Here is a 17,722-nt window from a genome sequence, read left to right on the forward strand (position 1 = left end):
TTACGGGCGACTCCGGTGCTCTGCGACAGCGGCCATTGGCGGGCTGCCGCGAAGCGCCTCAGCGAAATTGCGCGAGGAACCGCAAGTCGTTATCGAAGAACAGACGCAAGTCGTTGACGCCGTAACGCAGCATGGCCAGACGCTCCACGCCCATGCCGAAAGCAAAGCCCGAGAACTCTTCAGGGTCGATGCCGGACATGCGCAGCACGTTCGGGTGAACCATGCCGCACCCCATGACTTCCAGCCAGCCAGTCTGTTTGCAGACTCGGCAACCTTTACCGCTGCACATCACACATTCCATGTCGACTTCAGCAGAAGGCTCGGTGAACGGGAAGTAAGACGGGCGGAAACGTACGGCCAGTTCTTTTTCGAAGAACACCCGCAGGAACTCTTCGATAGTCCCTTTCAGGTCAGCGAAGTTGATGTCGCGATCGACCAGCAGGCCTTCGACCTGGTGGAACATCGGCGAGTGAGTGATATCGGAGTCGCTGCGGTACACACGGCCCGGGCAGACAATGCGGATCGGCGGACGCTGCGATTCCATGGTGCGGACCTGTACCGGTGAGGTATGGGTCCGCAACAGCATGTTCGCGTTGAAATAGAAGGTGTCATGCATCGAGCGGGCCGGGTGATGGCCTGGGATGTTGAGCGCTTCAAAGTTGTGGTAATCGTCTTCCACCTCAGGGCCTTCGGCGATGCCGTAGCCAATGTGGGTGAAGAATTGTTCGATGCGTTCCAGAGTACGGGTAACAGGATGCAGACCGCCCGAGGTCTGGCCACGGCCAGGCAGGGTCACGTCAATGGACTCGGCGGCGAGTTTGGCGGCGAGATCCGCTTCCTCGAACGACGCCTTGCGGGCATTGAGAACCTCTGTGACACGCTCCTTGGCGACGTTGATCAGGGCGCCGACTTGCGGACGCTCTTCTGCAGGCAAATTCCCCAGGGTCTTCATCACCTGAGTCAACTCGCCCTTCTTGCCAAGGTATTGAACCCGGATTTGCTCCAGGGCATTGATATCTTCAGCGCTCTGCACAGCCTCAAGAGCTTGCGAGACCAGCGCGTCCAGGTTTTCCATGTACAGACTCCAGATACGAAATAGGGGAAGAGCTTTAAGGCTCTTCCCCTATTTATGACGTTTAACACCGAGCCTCAGAAACTGAGGCCCGGTGATTGTCGGGGACTTAGGCCAAAGTGGCTTTAGCTTTCTCGACAATCGCAGCAAACGCCGCTTTTTCGTTCACTGCCAGATCAGCCAGAACCTTACGGTCGATCTCGATGGACGCTTTTTTCAGGCCGGCGATGAAACGGCTGTAGGACAGACCGTTGATACGAGCACCAGCGTTGATACGAGCGATCCACAGAGCGCGGAACTGACGTTTTTTCTGACGACGGTCGCGGTAGGCGTACTGGCCTGCCTTGATTACCGCTTGCTTGGCAACACGGAATACGCGTGAACGCGCGCCGTAGTAGCCTTTAGCAAGTTTCAGAATTTTTTTGTGACGCTTACGGGCAATGACGCCACGCTTTACACGAGCCATGAGTTACTTCCTCTATTCTTGATCAAAATTAACGAAGGCGCAGCATGCGCTCGACTTTTGCCACGTCAGACGGATGCAGCAAGCTGCTACCGCGCAGTTGACGCTTACGCTTGGTCGACATTTTGGTCAGGATGTGGCTCTTGAAAGCGTGTTTGTGCTTGATGCCGTTAGCAGTTTTCAAAAACCGCTTAGCTGCACCACTTTTAGTCTTCATCTTTGGCATGTTCGGATACTCCGCATTCAGTTGATAAACATAACCGCAAGGCCTGCCGTGCCCTGGTGGTTATTTCTTCTTTTTCGGGGCGATGACCATAATCAGCTGGCGTCCTTCCATCTTAGGATGCTGCTCAACGGAACCGTATTCGAGCAGGTCAGCTTCAACCCGCTTCAACAGTTCCATGCCCAGCTCCTGGTGGGCCATCTCACGACCGCGGAATCTCAACGATACCTTGGCCCTGTCCCCGTCACTCAGGAAACGTACCAGGTTGCGTAGTTTTACCTGGTAATCCCCTTCCTCCGTCCCTGGACGAAACTTGATTTCTTTAACCTGAATCTGCTTCTGGTTTTTCTTCGCGGCAGCAATCTGCTTCTTCTTCTCGAAGATCGATTTGCCGTAGTCCATCAGCTTGCAAACAGGGGGTACTGCATCGGCGGAAATTTCCACCAAATCCAGTTTGGCCTCTTCAGCCTTAAGAAGCGCGTCTTCAATTGACACAATCCCAAGCTGCTCGCCTTCAGCTCCAATTAACCGAACCTCGCGTGCCGAGATATTCTCGTTGATCGGGGCTTTCGGTGCAGCTCGTTTATCTTGTCTCATTTCACGCTTAATAATAATTACTCCGAATCTTGGCGACCACGCCGGGAAACCGCTTGTGCGAGGAATTCAGCGAATTGGGCGACCGGCATCGAGCCGAGGTCTGCACCTTCGCGTGTCCGCACAGCGACAGTTTGCATTTCAACTTCCCGATCTCCAATCACGAGGAGATAAGGAACCTTGAGCAAAGTATGCTCACGGATTTTAAAGCCGATCTTTTCATTTCTCAAGTCGGACTTGGCACGAAACCCGCTTTCCGAGAGAATTTTTTCCACTTCAAGGGCAAAATCTGCCTGTTTATCAGTGATATTCATAATCACTGCCTGAGTGGGCGCCAGCCAGGCCGGGAACGCACCTTCGTAGTGCTCGATCAAAATTCCGATGAAACGCTCGAAGGAACCGAGAATCGCCCGGTGCAACATGACCGGATGCTTACGGCTGTTGTCTTCGGACACGTATTCCGCGCTCAAACGGATCGGCAAGTTGAAATCGAGCTGCAGGGTACCACACTGCCAGACACGACCCAGACAGTCCTTCAACGAGAACTCGATCTTGGGACCGTAAAATGCGCCCTCGCCCGGTTGCAGGTCGTACGGCAGACCGGCACTGTCCAGAGCCGACGCCAACGCGCTTTCAGCGCGATCCCACAGCTCGTCGGAACCTACACGCTTCTCTGGACGAGTCGAAAGCTTCAGCTCAATGTCCTTGAAGCCAAAATCCGCGTACACATCCAGCGTCAGTTTGATGAACGCCGCGGACTCGGCCTGCATCTGGTCTTCAGTGCAAAAGATGTGTGCATCATCTTGAGTGAAGCCGCGAACACGCATGATCCCGTGCAGCGCACCGGACGGCTCGTTGCGATGGCAGGCACCGAACTCGGCCAGACGCATCGGCAGCTCGCGGTAGCTTTTCAGGCCTTGATTGAACACCTGCACGTGGCAAGGGCAGTTCATCGGCTTGATTGCGTAGTCGCGGCTCTCGGACTCGGTGGTGAACATGTTGTCGGCGTAGTTCGCCCAGTGACCCGACTTCTCCCACAGGGAGCGATCGACGACCTGCGGAGTTTTGATCTCCAGATAACCGTTCTCGCGCTGCACCTTGCGCATGTACTGCTCAAGCACCTGATACAAGGTCCAGCCCTGCGGATGCCAGAACACCATGCCTGGCGCTTCTTCCTGGGTATGAAACAGACCAAGGCGCTTGCCGATCTTGCGGTGATCGCGCTTTTCAGCTTCTTCGATCCGCTGGATGTAAGCAGCCAGCTGCTTCTTGTCAGCCCAGGCCGTGCCGTAGACACGCTGCAACTGCTCGTTTTTGGCATCACCACGCCAGTAGGCGCCCGACAACTTGGTCAGCTTGAACGACTTGAGGAAACGAGTATTCGGTACGTGCGGACCGCGGCACATGTCGACGTATTCTTCGTGATAATACAGACCCATGGTCTGCTGCTCCGGCATGTCTTCAACCAGACGCAGTTTGTAATCTTCGTGACGCGCAGTGAACACGTCGATCACTTCGGCACGTGGAGTAACCTTCTTGATGACGTCGTAATCTTTTTCGATCAACTGCTGCATGCGCTGCTCGATCGCCGCCATGTCTTCAGGCGTGAACGGGCGCTCGTAAGCGATATCGTAATAAAAACCGTCATCAATGACTGGCCCGATAACCATTTTGGCAGTCGGGTACAGCTGCTTGACCGCATGACCTACAAGGTGGGCGCACGAGTGGCGGATGATCTCCAGCCCTTCCTGGTCCTTGGGGGTAATGATTTGCAGGCTGGCATCTTTTTCGATCAGATCGCTGGCATCGACCAGTTGACCGTCGACTTTACCGGCGACGGTGGCCTTCGCCAGACCGGCACCAATGGAAAGCGCGACCTCGGCTACGGAAACCGGATGATCGAATGAACGTTGACTACCGTCGGGAAGAGTAATGGTGGGCATGGCGCCTCCTCTCCTAGTGGTGACCCCTACCAAAGGTCACGTGGGTTGGGATGAGCCAGTACGTGATCCGGTGGTATGCCTGCCTCACAGTGGCAGGAGCCTTGCGGCCAACCTTGAACCGAACCAGATGACTGGATTGAACAATAAAAAGCTGAACGACGAGGCTAGACAAGCTCTAGACCAGCAGCGAACAGATATAAAGGACGCGCATCCTATCACAGCTCAGCCCAAGCACATGCACGCAGTATCACTTAATCACCACCCTGCCCTCCCATCCCAATAAAACGCGCACTGAACTGGAGCGCCTCAAGGCCGTCAGATGGATGTGCAACTCATAGCAATCCCGCTGTGCCCTATAAGGAGAACGCCATGAAGTTAAGTCTTTTAGCCCTGCTCGCCCCTATCGCACTGGCAGTGCCACTCAGCGCCCAGGCAGCCATGAGCGCGCCAACCAAAGCAAAATTTATCAACGACTGCGTCGCTACTGCGGGCCAGACGCTGGATGAGAAATCCGCAAAGGCCCATTGCGAATGCGGCGCCGAACAAGTCAGCAAAAATTTCAGCAGCGCTGAAATTGAAAAAATGAGCAATGCCAATCCGCCACCAACCCCTGAGCAAACTGCAAAAATGCGGGACTTAGTGGCTAAAAACTGTGCCGGACCAAAAAAATAATTGATATAGATGAATCGAGACTGTAACGCGGGGCGCACTGTCCGCAAGTTAGCAGGGTTTTTCTGAGACCCACGTAATACGCGCCTTGTAGCCCCGCTGTCGGAGCTTGAACCTATGACCAATGTATTTGAAAAGGTAAGTTCGAGGGGCGTTATGCGGTTCCTTCTTACGACACTGACTCAAAGTTCTTACTGAAAAAGTTCTACATTCCCGCATTTCGACTATGATAGGCCGGTGTGCCCAGTTGGCCTGAGCAACACGTACACTGAAAAATTATGTTCTTGGAGATTCACCATGTCTAATCGCCAAACCGGCACCGTAAAATGGTTCAACGATGAAAAAGGCTTCGGCTTTATCACCCCACAGGGTGGCGGTGACGACCTGTTCGTACACTTCAAAGCTATCGAAAGCGACGGTTTCAAAAGCCTGAAAGAAGGCCAGACCGTTTCCTTCGTGGCTGAGAAAGGCCAAAAGGGCATGCAAGCTGCTCAGGTTCGTCCGGAGTAATCCGAGCGATCTAAAAAAACCCCGTCACTGACGGGGTTTTTTTATGCCTGTAGCAAAACCACTCGACTCAACCGCAGTTGACCCGCACTACCTTGCCATTGGCGTCGGTATTGAGATTGACGCGATTAGAGCGATATTCCAGCGTGACCATGTCATTGGCACCGATGAATCGTGCATCCTGCGCCCCGGCCTTGGCACGAGCCTGAGCCAGCAATGCTGCTGAAGCTTGCTGACCTACAGCGAACTGAGCGCCCGCGGCATCACAACGACCACCGGCGACGGGGGCATTCGGCTCTTGAGCTGCTGGCTCAGGCGTGCTGCTGCACCCTGCCAGTAACGACAACGCGACGAGCAACCCGACTGAAGATATTTTCCACGGCATACAGACTCCTTGACCGATAAACAAAAGCTGAACCCTTGCGACAGCACCCCAACCCATTCGTTGCAACACATGGCCAGTTCAATGCCATCAGCTCAGACAGCTGAGGAGTCTGCCCGACCCGCTCCATGCCCGCGAAAGCAAATCGTCACAAAACATGAGTAAGCAGGCCGGAGGTATCTACGGCTATCCGCCAGACTCCTTAGGTAGCAGTGCCAAAAAGACCCTGAAGTGCTTTACTGCGTTCAGCGTTCGACCACTCAGGTGACGCTGGTTATGAACCCCTTACAGACGACGAGAAGAGGCAGTAATGGCAGTCGTATCTATCGATGCAGACATCAAGGCCAAATGGCCGCAGGGGCATTCATCACACAGCCCGGGAAACCCGGAAGAGCTGGCGATTATTGCGGTGGACTTGCTGGTGAAGGAACTGGGAACTGAGGGTGCACTTGCATTCATCACACAAGTGCTCGCCCGATACCCCAGCGAAACCGGTAAAGCACAAGCAGTGTCCTGAACCGGCCCGCCAAATGGCCGTTATTTGAGGCGTGACAACCGACTGGTCAGCAGGTCGAAAAAGCCCTGCGCATCGCCGTTTTCGACCCAGAACACATTTTTTTCCAGGCCCAGCGTGTCATACCAGTCAGCAACGGTCTGACCAAAACCGACACCTTCGCGGCTGTCGATTGCCACGTTGACCTGCCTGCCGCTGAACAGCTCAGGCTTAAGCAGCCAGGCAATGACACTCGCGTCATGAACCGGTCCGCCTGGCAAACCGTAGTGAGCCATATCCAGTTTCACGTATTCGTTGAGAATACTGCCGACCAGTTTACCGGCCTGATTATCCAGCGCAGCAATCTGCGCCAGACGCTGTTCGCTGGTGAGGATTTTATGGGTGACATCCAGCGGCAGATAGGTCAGTTTGACACCGCTGGCCAGGACAACCTGAGCCGCATGGGGATCGGCGAACAGATTGAATTCGGCAACCGGTGTGATGTTCCCGCCATTGAAGTGCGCGCCGCCCATCACCACGACTTCCTTGATGCCTTGGGTGATTTCCGGATCCTGCACCAGCGCCAACGCCAGATTGGTTTGCGGCCCGAGCATGGCAATAGTGATGCTATGCGGCCTGGCCTTGCGCAACGTATCAATCAGATACTGCACCGCGTTACCCTGCGCCAGCCCTTGCGTTGGCTCATGGACAGGGACGCCGGGCAGTCCTTCCTGACCGTGAACATTCTCCGCGTAAATCGGTTTACGCACCAAAGGCTTCGACGCCCCGGCATACACCGGCACGTCCTCGCGCCCAGCCCATTCCCGTGCCAGCCGGGCATTGCGCGACGTTTTATCCAGCCGCACATTGCCCGCCACAGTCGTAATCGCCAGGACGTTCAACTCCTCGGGTGACGCCAGGGCAAGCAGCAACGCCACCACGTCATCAGCCCCTGGGTCAGTATCGATGATCAAATCGCGCTTTTCCGCGGCCTGGGTAACGCTCGCGCTGAGAATGGACAAAAGCAGCAGGCTCCGAAGCAACTGTGTGAGAGGTAACTGTTTGACGAGATACAAAAGGTGCATAAAGAACTCCCTGTTCCAGATAAGCGTCCTTGCGGACAGTCAGAAAACCACACCGGCAACCAATGCAATGTTGCTGTATGGCTCACATTCGCCAGTGCGCACAATCGCTCTGGCGCTTTTACTCAAGGCCTTGAGCGCCTCATGACTGAGCAGACGCTGCTCACCCAGATCACCGTCCAGATTCAAGCCTTCGATAACACTCAGGGCTGGCGGCTTCTTGAACATGATTTCCTCAGCCAGCACATGGCTTTCGACCTGCATTTCACTCAGGACGGTATCCAGCACGCTGGCGAAATCGGCTACGCCGCGGGTGAGCGCCAGATCAATCACTTCCACACCCGCCGGGATTGGCATGCCTGCGTCGACAATCATCAGGATATCGCCGTGCCCCAGGGAAGCGATGACTCGGGACAGTGCGATGTTAAGCAGCGGTGTTTTTTTCATGTAAAAGCAAACCTTTGGACTTCAGCGCTATCGGGAATGGAGGGCTGCGCGCCAGCACGGGTTACAGATATTGCCGCAGCCTTCTGCGCGAAACGAATCGCGTCAGCTTCAGTGTGACCTTGCGCGAGCGCCGCAGCAAAACCGCCAACAAATGTATCACCGGCAGCCGTGCTGTCGACCGCGGTCACACGCGGTGCAGGAAAATGCTCGCTCCCCTGCCCTGAAGCCAGCAATGCCCCCTGCTCCCCCAGCGTGATGATGACCTTGCTTGCACCTGAAGCCAGCAGAGACTGCGTCGCGCGTTCAGCCGACACCAGCGAGTCCACTGCGATACCGCTCAGAATCGCCGCTTCGCTTTCGTTGGGAATCAGATAATCGATCAGCGAATACCACTGATCAGGCAATGCAGCGACCGCCGGAGCGGGATTGAGGATCACCGTCTTGCCCAATTCCCGTGCGCGACGCAATGCATGCGCAACAGCGGGCAAAGGCACTTCCAGCTGACAAATAACGACCTGCGCAGCACCCAGCAGAGCATCGAAGCGGTCAATGACCTCCGGCGTGAGGCGACCATTACCCCCGGCGACAATAATGATCGCGTTCTGGCCATCGGCATCCACCACGATTGAAGCAATCCCAGTAGAAACATCAGCGACAATGGTCAATCCTTGGCAGTCAATCTGCTCAGCCAGCAGAGCATTACGCAGTTGCTCGCCATAGGCGTCATCACCGACGCAGCCAATCATTGCCACACGCGCGCCCAACCGAGCCGCCGCAACGGCCTGATTAGCGCCCTTGCCGCCCGATACGGTGGCGAATGAATCGCCGCTCAGGGTTTCCCCTGGCCCCGGCAAACGTTGCGCACGCGTGACCAGATCCATATTCAAACTGCCAATCACCACCACCTGGGCGTGCGGCACGTCAGTATTCTTTTTCGCATTCATCGTTATGACTCAACGTAGTTATGACTCAGCGTGATTCATGGAGCGGCGGTGCCGTGGACTCACGCAGCACAATGCTTGGCGCAACGACACGCTGCTCGGTTGCATCCTCGAACACGCCAGTGATGCGCCTTAAAAGCATCTGCGCGGCACTCTCGCCCAGCGAGACAATCGACTGCCCGACCGTCGTCAAGGCTGGGTATACATAGCGGCTCATTTCTATGTCGTCGAACCCCACCACGGAGAGATCCCTTGGCACGCGGACATTGCGCTCGGCAGCGGCGCGCAATACGCCGATCCCGATCATGTCATTTCCGGCAAAAATAGCCGTCGGTGGCTCACCTGCCAACAGGCTGACAGCCGCCTGATAACCGCCCGGGCTGGTGTAGTCACTTTCGATGACCCAATGAGGATCGACGTGAATGCCCGCCTCAGCCATCGCTCGCTCGTAACCTTGCAGCCTCAACCGTGCCACGCTGGTTTGCGCGGGACCATGAATACAGGCGATATGGCGATGCCCCAAATCAAGGAGATGCCGGGTGGCCAGATAACCGCCCAGTTCGTGATCAATACGCACGAGATCAGCGTCGATACCCTCAAGTTCGCGGTCAACTACCACCATGGGCGTACGCACACCTGCGAGACCACCGTCCAGCCCGGGATCCCCTCCCACCGATGACACGATCAGCCCGTCGACGCGCTTCTCCAGCAATACCCGCAAATAACCACGCTGTTTATCTGCATTGTCATCGCAGTTGCACAGGATCACGCAGAAGCCGTTGCGCTCGCAGTAATCCTCAATGCCGCGGGCCAGCTCGGCGAAATACGGGTTGACCCCATTGGGTATCAGCAAGCCGATGGTCGAGGTGGATTTGGCCTTGAGGGAGCGCGCAACAGCACTGGGCACATAATCCAGCTGCCGAATGGCCGCCTCGACCTTGACCCTGACTTGATCGCTGACAGGCCGGGAATTATTCAAGACGTGAGATACCGTCGTGTACGAAATACCGGCCAGTGCCGCTACATCCTTGATTGTTGCCATGTCAGACCTGACGTTTTGCGCGGTGACTGCGATAAGTGTCGAGGACCACGGCGATGACAATCACCGCACCGGTGATAATCCGCTTGGTTGGCTCCGTGGCACCGATTTGCGCCAACCCGGCCGCCAGCACCGAAATGATCAACACGCCAAAGAAGGTGCTGATGATCGAACCACGTCCGCCCATCAAACTGGTGCCGCCAATGACTACTGCGGCGATCACCTGCAACTCCAGCCCCGAGCCGGCGTTAGGGTCGGCGGCTTCCAGACGGGAAATCTGGAACAGCGCCGCGACGCCCGCCAACAGGCCCATCATCGAGAACACCAGAATCTTGTAGGGCTTGGGGTTGATGCCCGCCAGGCGCACGGCCTCTTCGTTGGTACCGATGCCGATCAGGTAGCGTCCAAATACGGTGCGGGTGAGCAGCGCTTGCGCGGCAAAAATCACCAGCAAGGCAATGACAAACGAGGGCGAGATGCCGAAGGCAAACGGGTTTGATAACCAGGCGTAAGCATCACCAATGTAAGCGGTGCGCGAATCAGTCATCTGGTAGGCAACACCACGGGCCATCTCCAGCACACCCAGAGACACGATAAATGAAGGAATTCGCCAGGCGACCGTAATCGAGCCGGTCAGCGTGCCCGCCAGTGTGGCGCAGGCCATGCCCAACAGCGCAGCCGGGAAAATACTCCAGCCCCAGCCAAGAATCGCTACGCTGACTGCTGATGCCGCGAGAGCGAGCACTGAACCCACGGACAGATCAATGCCACCGATAATCAGCACAAACGTCATACCTACCGCCAACACCATCAGATCAGGAATCTGATTCGCGATGGTGCTGAACGTGTTGTACGAGAGAAAGTGATCGCTGAGCAGCGAAAACAGCACGATCATTGCCAGCAAGGCACCCGCCAGGCCCAGGTAGGTGCCCAGCCCGAAATAAGTACCGCCACGCTTCGCCGATGCAGACAAAGCCTGTGAAGAGGTAGAGGTTTTCATCAAGCAGTCCTCGGCGCCGCTTCACTGAGCAGCGCGTCGCGTTTTTGATAGCCGGCAAATGCGGCGGCAAGCAGTTCGTCCTGGGTCCAGCTGTCGCGTTCGAAGGTATCGATCAGACGCCCGGCAGACAGCACGCCGATGCGATCACAGATCAACATCAGCTCACGCAGGTCACTGGAGACCACCACCAATGCCCTGCCCTGACGGGTCAGTTCGCCGAGCAGGCCGTAAATATCGAACTTGGCCCCTACATCAATGCCGCGGGTAGGCTCGTCAAACAGCATGATCGGGCAATCGCGCTCCAGCCAACGTCCGATAACTACCTTCTGTTGATTACCACCGGACAGCTCTGAAACCAGTTGCGCCGGACCAGAACTGCGAATACGCATGGCATCAATCTGCCGTTTTGCCAGGCTCGCTTCATCGTGAGCGTTGACCAGCCCGCCAGCCGATACCGCATCCATATTGCCCAAGGCGATATTGGCGCTGATGGACTGAGTCAACAGCAGCCCTTCGCCCTTACGATCTTCGGTAATCAGCGCGATGCCCTCGCGAACTGCGTCGGCAGGAGAGCGAATCGAGACCGCCCGAAGCGGGTTACCCAGTTCGATGCTGCCGGTGTCGGCGAGATCTGCGCCATAGATCAGGCGCAACAGCTCCGTGCGGCCGGCACCGATCAATCCGGAAATGCCGAAAATCTCACCTTTACGGACCTGGAATGAGACATCCCGAACCTTTTCGCCACGCCCAAGGCCTTTGACACTCAGGGCGACCTCCCCAATCTGGCGTGTCCCCAGATCAATCTTGTCACCCAGCTCCCGGCCGACCATCAACGTCACCAACTGCTCACTGCTGTAGTTGGCGATGGCATCGACGCACACCAGCTTGCCGTCACGCAGCACAGCGATACGTTGTGCAACACGCTGCAACTCTTCAAGGCGGTGAGAGATGTAAATGATCGAAACGCCACGCGCCTGCAGGCGAATGATCTGCTCGAACAGCATCTCGACTTCCCGGGCCGTCAGCATGGCCGTAGGCTCATCGAGTATCAGCACACGACAGTCACCGATCAGATTGCGGGCAATTTCCACCATCTGCTGGTGACCGATACCCAGCTCACTGACCAGCGTGTCCGGATCAATAGCGTCCAGCCCGACTTGAGCCATGGCCTTGATCGCGTCTTCACGCAGACGCTTGCGGTTGATCCAGCCTGCACGACGCGGCAAGTTGTCGAGGAACAGGTTTTCTGCAACAGACAGCGTGGGCAGCAGATTGAGTTCCTGCATCACCATGCGCACGCCAAGCTTTTCTGCCTGCGTACGGTTTGCCGGCTGATAACTTTCCCCCTGAAATTGCATCTGCCCGGTAGTTGGTGCTTCCAGGCCGCCTATGATTTTCGAAAGGGTACTTTTACCGGCGCCATTCTCCCCCGTCAGGGCGAGCACTTCGCCACGCATCAACGTCAGGTCGATGTCGCCCAGCACGGGTTGCGCGTAGGTCTTGCCTATACCGCTGACAGACAGCACAGCGGTTTGAGCTGAAGCCGACATAAAACTCTCCGTGCACCTGCCCGGTACAGGCAGATGCAGTCATTCGGCGAAGGGGTTACGGTTTGGATTTGGTGATCAGCGTCACTGGCGTTTCGATCACGCCATTAACCGTCTCGACCTTTTCACCCTTGAGAATTTTCAAGGCTGCGTCGATGCCGAACATGGCTTGCCGGGCGGCAAATTGATCGGCGGTAGCCAGTACCCGACCGTCTTCGATCATGGGCTGAATAGCCTTGATGTTGTCGTAGCCAACCACTTTGACCTGCCCCGCCTTGCCCGCCGCACGAACGGCAGACACAGCGCCCAGCGCCATGCTGTCATTACCAGCCAGCAAAGCCTTCAGGTTCGGATGAGCGTTGAGCATGGCCGAGGCAACAGCATTACCCTTGTCGATTTCCCAGTTGCCAGACTGCACCGAAACAATCTTCATCTGCCTGGCGTCCATGGCGTCCTTGAAACCGGCGGTGCGTTGCTGAGCATTGGTGGTAGTGGGAACACCTTCAATAATCCCGACTTCGTCACCAGGATTCAGGTCGCGGGCCAGGTATTCACCCACCAGCTTCGCGCCCTTGCGGTTGTCGGGGCCCACAAACGGAACGCTGATACCCTTGCTTTTCAGCACATCGGCATCAAGCTGGTTGTCGATGTTCACCACGGTAATGCCCGCATCCATGGCCTTCTTGATGACCGGTACCAGCGCTTTGGAATCTGCCGGGGCAATAACCAGCGCATTGACCTTGGAAACAATCATCTGCTCGACGATGCGAATCTGGTTGGACGTGTCCGACTCGTCCTTGATGCCATTGGAAATCAGGTCAAACTTGTCGGCGTTTTCTTTCTGATAAGCCTTGGCGCCATCTTCCATGGTCCGGAAGAATTCATTGGCAAGGGACTTCATGACCAGCGCGACTTTAGGCTTGTCCGAAGACTCAGCCGATAAAGCCGGGAGAGAGGTAGTAGCGGCAACAGCAGCGAGCATAGCGACGGCAAGAACGCGTCCAGCAAATGGCAGCTTCATAGGTACACTCCGATCTTATGATTATTGTGTCGGGCAACACGCGACGACCATGATCACGGACCATGGCGCAAACGTTTGCGAGATGTGAACTATGAGAACCGGCGCAGGAATTGTCAACGCTCGGAAAAGCTAAAATCGAGGAGTGATTTATACCGTGATGTTCAGACCACCGCTTCGGTCCAGCTCTCTGAACAACGAACCGGACATGAGCAAAATGGTTCCGGTGATGGCTGATATCTGATTTTGAAAGCTCGCCACAACCGCGTTCCGCGCAGCGAGATTTGAATAGGAGGCGTTTTCTGCAGCCCGCATTTTACCTCGCAGATCACGCAACTGGGATTGCAGTTCGGCCAGACGCTTGAGCATCTGTTTTGCTGAAACACTCAGATGATCAGTGATATCGCCGCTGACCTTTTTATCCCCGAGTGCGGTGCTATCGACCTTCTTCTTGTCTTCTGACGAGGCTTCTGCGCTGGCGGCGGAGCCTGCATTGACACTGAATGTAGATGCTGAAAAACCAAGCGCGGAAATAGTCATTACCGTCATCCTGAAAAATCGAGTCCTGCTCCAGCAATCGGCCTGTTCAGATTTTTCTTGAGGATTGAATGCCCAACGGCAACTCACCAGTTCTGCGCAATCGCACAACCCCGTGAATTTGTTCCTACAGCAGAGTTGCGAAACGGCCCACAGTGAAATACTGTATGCCCGTACAGCAACCCAAGGAACCATTCCGTGGCAAATCCAGGCGCAGCAACTCAGTCCCTCCCCAGCTCTTACGAACGTCTAGGCGTGCGAGTGCAGAAGATCATCAATTCGCCGACGGCGCAAAAAGCCAAAGCAGCATTGATATTCCGCCTGCCGGACGAAGTTGAGGACGAATGGAATCAGTTGCTTGAAGAGATCGCGGAAAACGACAACGTAACCCTCGCCTATCGGGATGATGGCGGCGTGCAAATTTTCTGGACAGTGCCGAAGGAAGATTGACGGCATGATTGTGCGATTTTTTACCCTGCTTTGTACTTCACTGCTTCTCACGACGTCACTCACCGCTACTGCCGAAGCGCCCCATACGTTCAGCCAGGCGAAAAAGGTTGCCTGGGGTCTCTATTCGGCTCAGTCCACCGAGTTTTACTGCGGCTGTAAATACAGCGGTAATAAAGTCGATATCGCTGGCTGCGGTTACGTTCCGCGCAAAAACGCAACGCGGGCCAAACGTATTGAGTGGGAGCATATTGTCCCTGCATGGCAAATCGGCCACCTGCGCCAGTGCTGGCAGAACGGTGGACGCAAGAACTGCACGAAAAACGACAAGGTTTTTCAGCAAGCCGAAGCCGACCTGCACAACTTGGTACCCAGCATTGGCGAGGTCAATGGCGACCGAAACAACTTCAGTTTTGGCTGGCTTCCAACCCAGACCGGTCAGTACGGCTCGTGCTTGACGCAGGTTGATTTCAAGGCCAAAAAGGTCATGCCACGGCCTTCCATTCGCGGCATGATCGCGCGCACTTACTTCTATATGAGCAAGCAGTACAACTTGCGCCTGTCACGTCAGGATCAGCAGTTATACCAAGCCTGGAACAAGACTTATCCGGTCGAAAGCTGGGAGCGCCAGCGCAATCAGCGAGTCGCCTGCGTAATGGGCCGAGGCAATGAATTCGTGGGCCCGGTGGACCTGAAGAGCTGCGGCTGAACAGCAACCACGAAGGGCGTTGAGGGGCTTGTCTAGAGCCCCTTGAGCAACCGGAAAAAACACATCCACCGCTCATCGGAGATGTGTACAAATATGTCTAAATCAGTGTAATTCTCCTCTTCCCTTTTTCAGACAAAAGGACATCTGGAGCAGTAGTACGATTCAAGGCCGCTTGAAGTCTTTGCAAGCCTGTATCGATCTCTAAATGAACTGGTAGCACGCTGTTGAGCCTCCTCCACTCAAGCTTCCAGGTACCAGGAAGTACGCATTTTCAGAGATGTATCTCGACATCCCACAGGCAGGGGCAATGATGAACGATCAGACGGATTTTGAAATTCATTATCAGTTTCGCGGCGAACCTCGGCACTTCTCTCATCAGGCACTGCAGCTTTGCGAAAGCGATGCGCTGCACATTGCAACACTGCACGCGGGCGTTTGGCAGTTAGACGACAGCGTAGCTACAGGACCGATCAGACTGGCGCTTCTTCAGGCAGAGATACTGGGCGTAACCCAGGTGCACTGGAAAAAGACACGCAAGGAAGAGAAAGTCTAAACAAAATGATTTCGAGGCGGTCCCACTTATCAAGCAGCGCTCATCAAACCAGCAACGCGAGGTAAGCATGACCATCGATAAAGACCTTGAAAAAGAAGTCCTGACCCGACTACTGCACGCCCACCCCACCGGACTGGGCAAAGAAGTACTGGACAACTATCGGGGGGAGAACGCAGTCGCGGACACCCTGGAGCAGTTGCAGAAGGACGGCCTTATTCATGATGGCAGTGTTGATTCCACGGGCAAGGCGGGTCGCTCGTTGAATTATCCAATCAAGCTCAGCTCTGCTGGAGTTGTAGCCGCGAAGGCCTGCGACGCGTAAGCAAAACATCTAGCCCGACCTGCTTCAGGTCGGGCTTTTTTACGTCAGATTTCCGGGTATTCGCCCGTGCCTTCCGGCCATGGAGTCAACAGCTCAAATCCCGTTTCGGTCACCGCGACCATATGCTCCCACTGGGCAGACAACGACAAATCCCTGGTCAGGACTGTCCAGCCGTCCGGCAGGACTTTGGTACCTGGCTTGCCTGCGTTGATCATGGGCTCGATGGTGAACACCATGCCTGGCTTGAGCCGCATTCCCTTGCCCTGAGCGCCGTAATGCAGGACCTGAGGGTCTTCATGGTAATTACGCCCGATCCCGTGCCCGCAATACTCACGAACGACACTGAAACCTTCGCGATGCGCGACCGTCTGGATGGCATGCCCGATATCACCCAGCGTTGCGCCTGGGCACACCGCGTGAATGCCCGCACGCGTGGCCTCGTAGGTGGTGTGTACCAGACGTTTCGCCAGCGGGCTGACCTCGCCCACGAAATACATGCGGCTGGTGTCGCCATACCAACCGTCTTTGATGACAGCGACATCGATATTGATGATGTCGCCATCCTTGAGGATGTCTGATGCCGACGGTATACCGTGGCATACCACTGCGTTGGGTGAGATGCAGGTGGTTTTGGTAAACCCGTGATAGCCGACATTGGCTGGAATCACTTTCAGCTCTTTGACGATGTACTCATTACAGATATCGTCCAGCGCCTCGGTACTGATGCCTGCTTTTACATGCGGCTTGATCATGGCCAGAACGTCAGCAGCCAACCTGCCGGCGATTCGCAATTGAACCAGATCTGCTTCACTTTTGATGCTGACAGGGCCGCTCATCGAGAAGCTACCTGTGCCTGGGACTGAACAGGCGAAATATCGAAGGTCTGCGCACTCAAAACAATGCCGTCGGCATTTTCTGTACGGATCAACATCTGGCAAATCTCGCTGTAATTCAGCCCGGGGTGCAATTCGCTGAGCATGCCGACACGCATCCAGTGTTCAGCTTGAGCATTGATCGAACGGCTCAGCGCGGCACTTGCTGCGCGGATATTGGCGTGCATATGTTCGGAAATCTTGACCAGACCCATGATTCACCTCGAATGGAATATATGAATCATATACGTTTCATATACAGCCAATCAAGCAAAGGGAATTTATCTGACCCTCTGTAGCAACACATCACGGCGCCTGAAAGACCCTGAACATTTGCAGTCACAGTGGTATAAAGCTCAAGAGCCACTTCCATCATGTTGAAAAAAGGCTCGATTATCCACGCCTATGCTTTGCATCAGGCGCGGTCTGGAGAATCAAGCGTGGTGAATTTCCTGCTGGGCTGGTGCGTGATTTCGCTGTTCGGCACACTGCTGGCGTTGCGCTTGATACGCAACGGGAAGAGTCGTCATGCCCGCTCGGACGGAATGGCTGAAACCGAGCAGGCTGCGCCTGCAGACACTGAAGTCAGTCAGCCGCCAGCCGACTATGACATTCAACCGCGTGCCGGGCGTTGACGATAGCCATGGACACCAGAGGTTCGTAGGCATTGAACTGACGAAGCGCGGCCGCCAGAGCCAGAAAATCTTCGCGCTGCATTTCATCCATGCCAGCGATGATGGATACGTGATCAGGTGAAGTCTGTGCAACGCGTTCAAGGGACATGGCGACCGCCTCTTTCAAATTACTGTTTAAACATACAGTATTTGGATCAGCGTGATAACGCAAGCCAGATGACGACGAA

The 17,722-nt window shown here is 55.5% G+C and carries 25 protein-coding genes; 8 read left to right on the top strand and 17 right to left on the bottom strand.

Annotated elements, in window-relative coordinates; all coding sequences use genetic code 11:
* Positions 1 to 58 precede the first annotated feature (58 nt).
* From pheS to thrS, 5 genes are all read right to left on the bottom strand, one after another.
* Positions 59 to 1,075, bottom strand: coding sequence for a phenylalanine--tRNA ligase subunit alpha (gene pheS / locus EE949_RS12190; RefSeq protein WP_122664527.1), 1,017 nt, complete (start codon positions 1,073 to 1,075; stop codon positions 59 to 61).
* A gap of 106 nt (positions 1,076 to 1,181) precedes the next feature.
* On the bottom strand, positions 1,182 to 1,538 hold the full coding sequence (rplT, locus tag EE949_RS12195; protein ID WP_007905879.1) for a 50S ribosomal protein L20: 357 nt from the start codon (positions 1,536 to 1,538) through the stop codon (positions 1,182 to 1,184).
* Positions 1,539 to 1,566: 28 nt separating this feature from the next.
* Entirely contained in the window at positions 1,567 to 1,761 is a 195-nt protein-coding gene (gene rpmI, locus EE949_RS12200) for a 50S ribosomal protein L35 (RefSeq protein WP_002553160.1), read from the bottom strand.
* Positions 1,762 to 1,821: 60 nt separating this feature from the next.
* Positions 1,822 to 2,373, bottom strand: a complete 552-nt coding sequence (gene infC / locus EE949_RS12205; protein ID WP_169851780.1) for a translation initiation factor IF-3 — start codon at positions 2,371 to 2,373, stop codon at positions 1,822 to 1,824.
* On the bottom strand, positions 2,373 to 4,295 hold the full coding sequence (gene thrS, locus EE949_RS12210; RefSeq protein ID WP_122664528.1) for a threonine--tRNA ligase: 1,923 nt from the start codon (positions 4,293 to 4,295) through the stop codon (positions 2,373 to 2,375). The genes infC and thrS overlap by 1 nt, the downstream gene beginning before the upstream one ends.
* Before the next feature lie 369 nt (positions 4,296 to 4,664).
* Here thrS and EE949_RS12220 point away from each other — a divergent pair, with 369 nt between their 5' ends.
* Together EE949_RS12220 and EE949_RS12225 are read left to right on the top strand one after the other, a co-directional pair.
* On the top strand, positions 4,665 to 4,967 hold the full coding sequence (locus tag EE949_RS12220; protein WP_122664530.1) for a hypothetical protein: 303 nt from the start codon (positions 4,665 to 4,667) through the stop codon (positions 4,965 to 4,967).
* A 294-nt stretch (positions 4,968 to 5,261) separates the two neighbouring features.
* Positions 5,262 to 5,474, top strand: a complete 213-nt coding sequence (locus EE949_RS12225) for a cold-shock protein (RefSeq protein ID WP_003179963.1) — start codon at positions 5,262 to 5,264, stop codon at positions 5,472 to 5,474.
* A gap of 67 nt (positions 5,475 to 5,541) precedes the next feature.
* Here the strand turns inward: EE949_RS12225 and EE949_RS12230 are convergent, their stop codons facing one another.
* The gene (locus EE949_RS12230) at positions 5,542 to 5,856 is read right to left on the bottom strand and encodes an I78 family peptidase inhibitor (protein ID WP_122664531.1); all 315 of its coding nucleotides are present in this window, start codon (positions 5,854 to 5,856) and stop codon (positions 5,542 to 5,544) included.
* 307 nt (positions 5,857 to 6,163) lie between these two features.
* On the opposite strand from EE949_RS12230, the gene EE949_RS12235 reads away from it, so the two are divergent.
* A complete protein-coding gene (locus EE949_RS12235) occupies positions 6,164 to 6,370 on the top strand; it encodes a hypothetical protein (protein ID WP_122664532.1) in 207 nt (68 codons plus the stop codon).
* 20 nt (positions 6,371 to 6,390) lie between these two features.
* On the opposite strand, the gene EE949_RS12240 is transcribed toward EE949_RS12235, so the two are convergent.
* The 8 genes from EE949_RS12240 to EE949_RS12275 all read right to left on the bottom strand — a co-directional run bounded on the left by EE949_RS12240 (position 6,391) and on the right by EE949_RS12275 (position 13,960).
* Positions 6,391 to 7,431 carry a nucleoside hydrolase gene (locus EE949_RS12240; RefSeq protein WP_122664533.1) on the bottom strand — a complete coding sequence of 347 codons (1,041 nt, stop codon included), beginning with the start codon at positions 7,429 to 7,431 and terminating at the stop codon, positions 6,391 to 6,393.
* Between the two features lie 39 nt (positions 7,432 to 7,470).
* Entirely contained in the window at positions 7,471 to 7,875 is a 405-nt protein-coding gene (gene rbsD / locus EE949_RS12245) for a D-ribose pyranase (RefSeq protein ID WP_122664534.1), read from the bottom strand.
* A complete protein-coding gene (gene rbsK / locus EE949_RS12250; protein ID WP_122664535.1) occupies positions 7,872 to 8,819 on the bottom strand; it encodes a ribokinase in 948 nt (315 codons plus the stop codon). The genes rbsD and rbsK overlap by 4 nt, the downstream gene beginning before the upstream one ends.
* A gap of 25 nt (positions 8,820 to 8,844) precedes the next feature.
* Complete coding sequence (locus EE949_RS12255) at positions 8,845 to 9,858, bottom strand: LacI family DNA-binding transcriptional regulator (protein WP_122664536.1); 1,014 nt, start codon at positions 9,856 to 9,858, stop codon at positions 8,845 to 8,847.
* Position 9,859: 1 nt separating this feature from the next.
* Complete coding sequence (locus EE949_RS12260) at positions 9,860 to 10,855, bottom strand: ABC transporter permease (RefSeq protein WP_122664537.1); 996 nt, start codon at positions 10,853 to 10,855, stop codon at positions 9,860 to 9,862.
* Positions 10,855 to 12,405, bottom strand: a complete 1,551-nt coding sequence (locus EE949_RS12265) for a sugar ABC transporter ATP-binding protein (protein ID WP_122664538.1) — start codon at positions 12,403 to 12,405, stop codon at positions 10,855 to 10,857. The genes EE949_RS12260 and EE949_RS12265 overlap by 1 nt, the downstream gene beginning before the upstream one ends.
* 55 nt (positions 12,406 to 12,460) lie before the next feature.
* Positions 12,461 to 13,423: a sugar ABC transporter substrate-binding protein gene (locus EE949_RS12270; protein WP_122664539.1), complete on the bottom strand. Its 963-nt coding sequence runs from the start codon at positions 13,421 to 13,423 to the stop codon at positions 12,461 to 12,463.
* A 147-nt stretch (positions 13,424 to 13,570) separates the two neighbouring features.
* Positions 13,571 to 13,960 carry a hypothetical protein gene (locus tag EE949_RS12275; protein ID WP_122664540.1) on the bottom strand — a complete coding sequence of 130 codons (390 nt, stop codon included), beginning with the start codon at positions 13,958 to 13,960 and terminating at the stop codon, positions 13,571 to 13,573.
* A gap of 195 nt (positions 13,961 to 14,155) precedes the next feature.
* Here EE949_RS12275 and EE949_RS12280 point away from each other — a divergent pair, with 195 nt between their 5' ends.
* The 4 genes from EE949_RS12280 (at position 14,156) to EE949_RS12295 (ending at position 15,988) form a co-directional block, all read left to right on the top strand.
* Complete coding sequence (locus tag EE949_RS12280) at positions 14,156 to 14,407, top strand: DUF1654 domain-containing protein (RefSeq protein ID WP_122664541.1); 252 nt, start codon at positions 14,156 to 14,158, stop codon at positions 14,405 to 14,407.
* A 4-nt stretch (positions 14,408 to 14,411) separates the two neighbouring features.
* A complete protein-coding gene (locus tag EE949_RS12285; protein ID WP_122664542.1) occupies positions 14,412 to 15,113 on the top strand; it encodes an endonuclease in 702 nt (233 codons plus the stop codon).
* A gap of 310 nt (positions 15,114 to 15,423) precedes the next feature.
* A complete protein-coding gene (locus EE949_RS12290; protein ID WP_122664631.1) occupies positions 15,424 to 15,666 on the top strand; it encodes a DUF6555 family protein in 243 nt (80 codons plus the stop codon).
* Positions 15,667 to 15,733: 67 nt separating this feature from the next.
* A complete protein-coding gene (locus tag EE949_RS12295; RefSeq protein WP_122664543.1) occupies positions 15,734 to 15,988 on the top strand; it encodes a hypothetical protein in 255 nt (84 codons plus the stop codon).
* Positions 15,989 to 16,032: 44 nt separating this feature from the next.
* On the opposite strand, the gene map is transcribed toward EE949_RS12295, so the two are convergent.
* Complete coding sequence (map, locus tag EE949_RS12300; RefSeq protein WP_122664544.1) at positions 16,033 to 16,824, bottom strand: type I methionyl aminopeptidase; 792 nt, start codon at positions 16,822 to 16,824, stop codon at positions 16,033 to 16,035.
* Entirely contained in the window at positions 16,821 to 17,075 is a 255-nt protein-coding gene (locus EE949_RS12305) for a ParD-like family protein (RefSeq protein WP_122664545.1), read from the bottom strand. The genes map and EE949_RS12305 overlap by 4 nt, the downstream gene beginning before the upstream one ends.
* A gap of 159 nt (positions 17,076 to 17,234) precedes the next feature.
* Here EE949_RS12305 and EE949_RS12310 point away from each other — a divergent pair, with 159 nt between their 5' ends.
* Complete coding sequence (locus EE949_RS12310; protein WP_122664546.1) at positions 17,235 to 17,495, top strand: hypothetical protein; 261 nt, start codon at positions 17,235 to 17,237, stop codon at positions 17,493 to 17,495.
* On the opposite strand, the gene EE949_RS12315 is transcribed toward EE949_RS12310, so the two are convergent.
* Positions 17,446 to 17,643: a hypothetical protein gene (locus EE949_RS12315; protein ID WP_122664547.1), complete on the bottom strand. Its 198-nt coding sequence runs from the start codon at positions 17,641 to 17,643 to the stop codon at positions 17,446 to 17,448. The two genes, EE949_RS12310 and EE949_RS12315, sit on opposite strands and share 50 nt — an antisense overlap.
* Positions 17,644 to 17,722 lie beyond the last annotated feature (79 nt).

The sequence above is a fragment of the Pseudomonas viridiflava genome (assembly GCF_900602065.1).
Taxonomy (GTDB): Bacteria; Pseudomonadota; Gammaproteobacteria; order Pseudomonadales; family Pseudomonadaceae; genus Aquipseudomonas.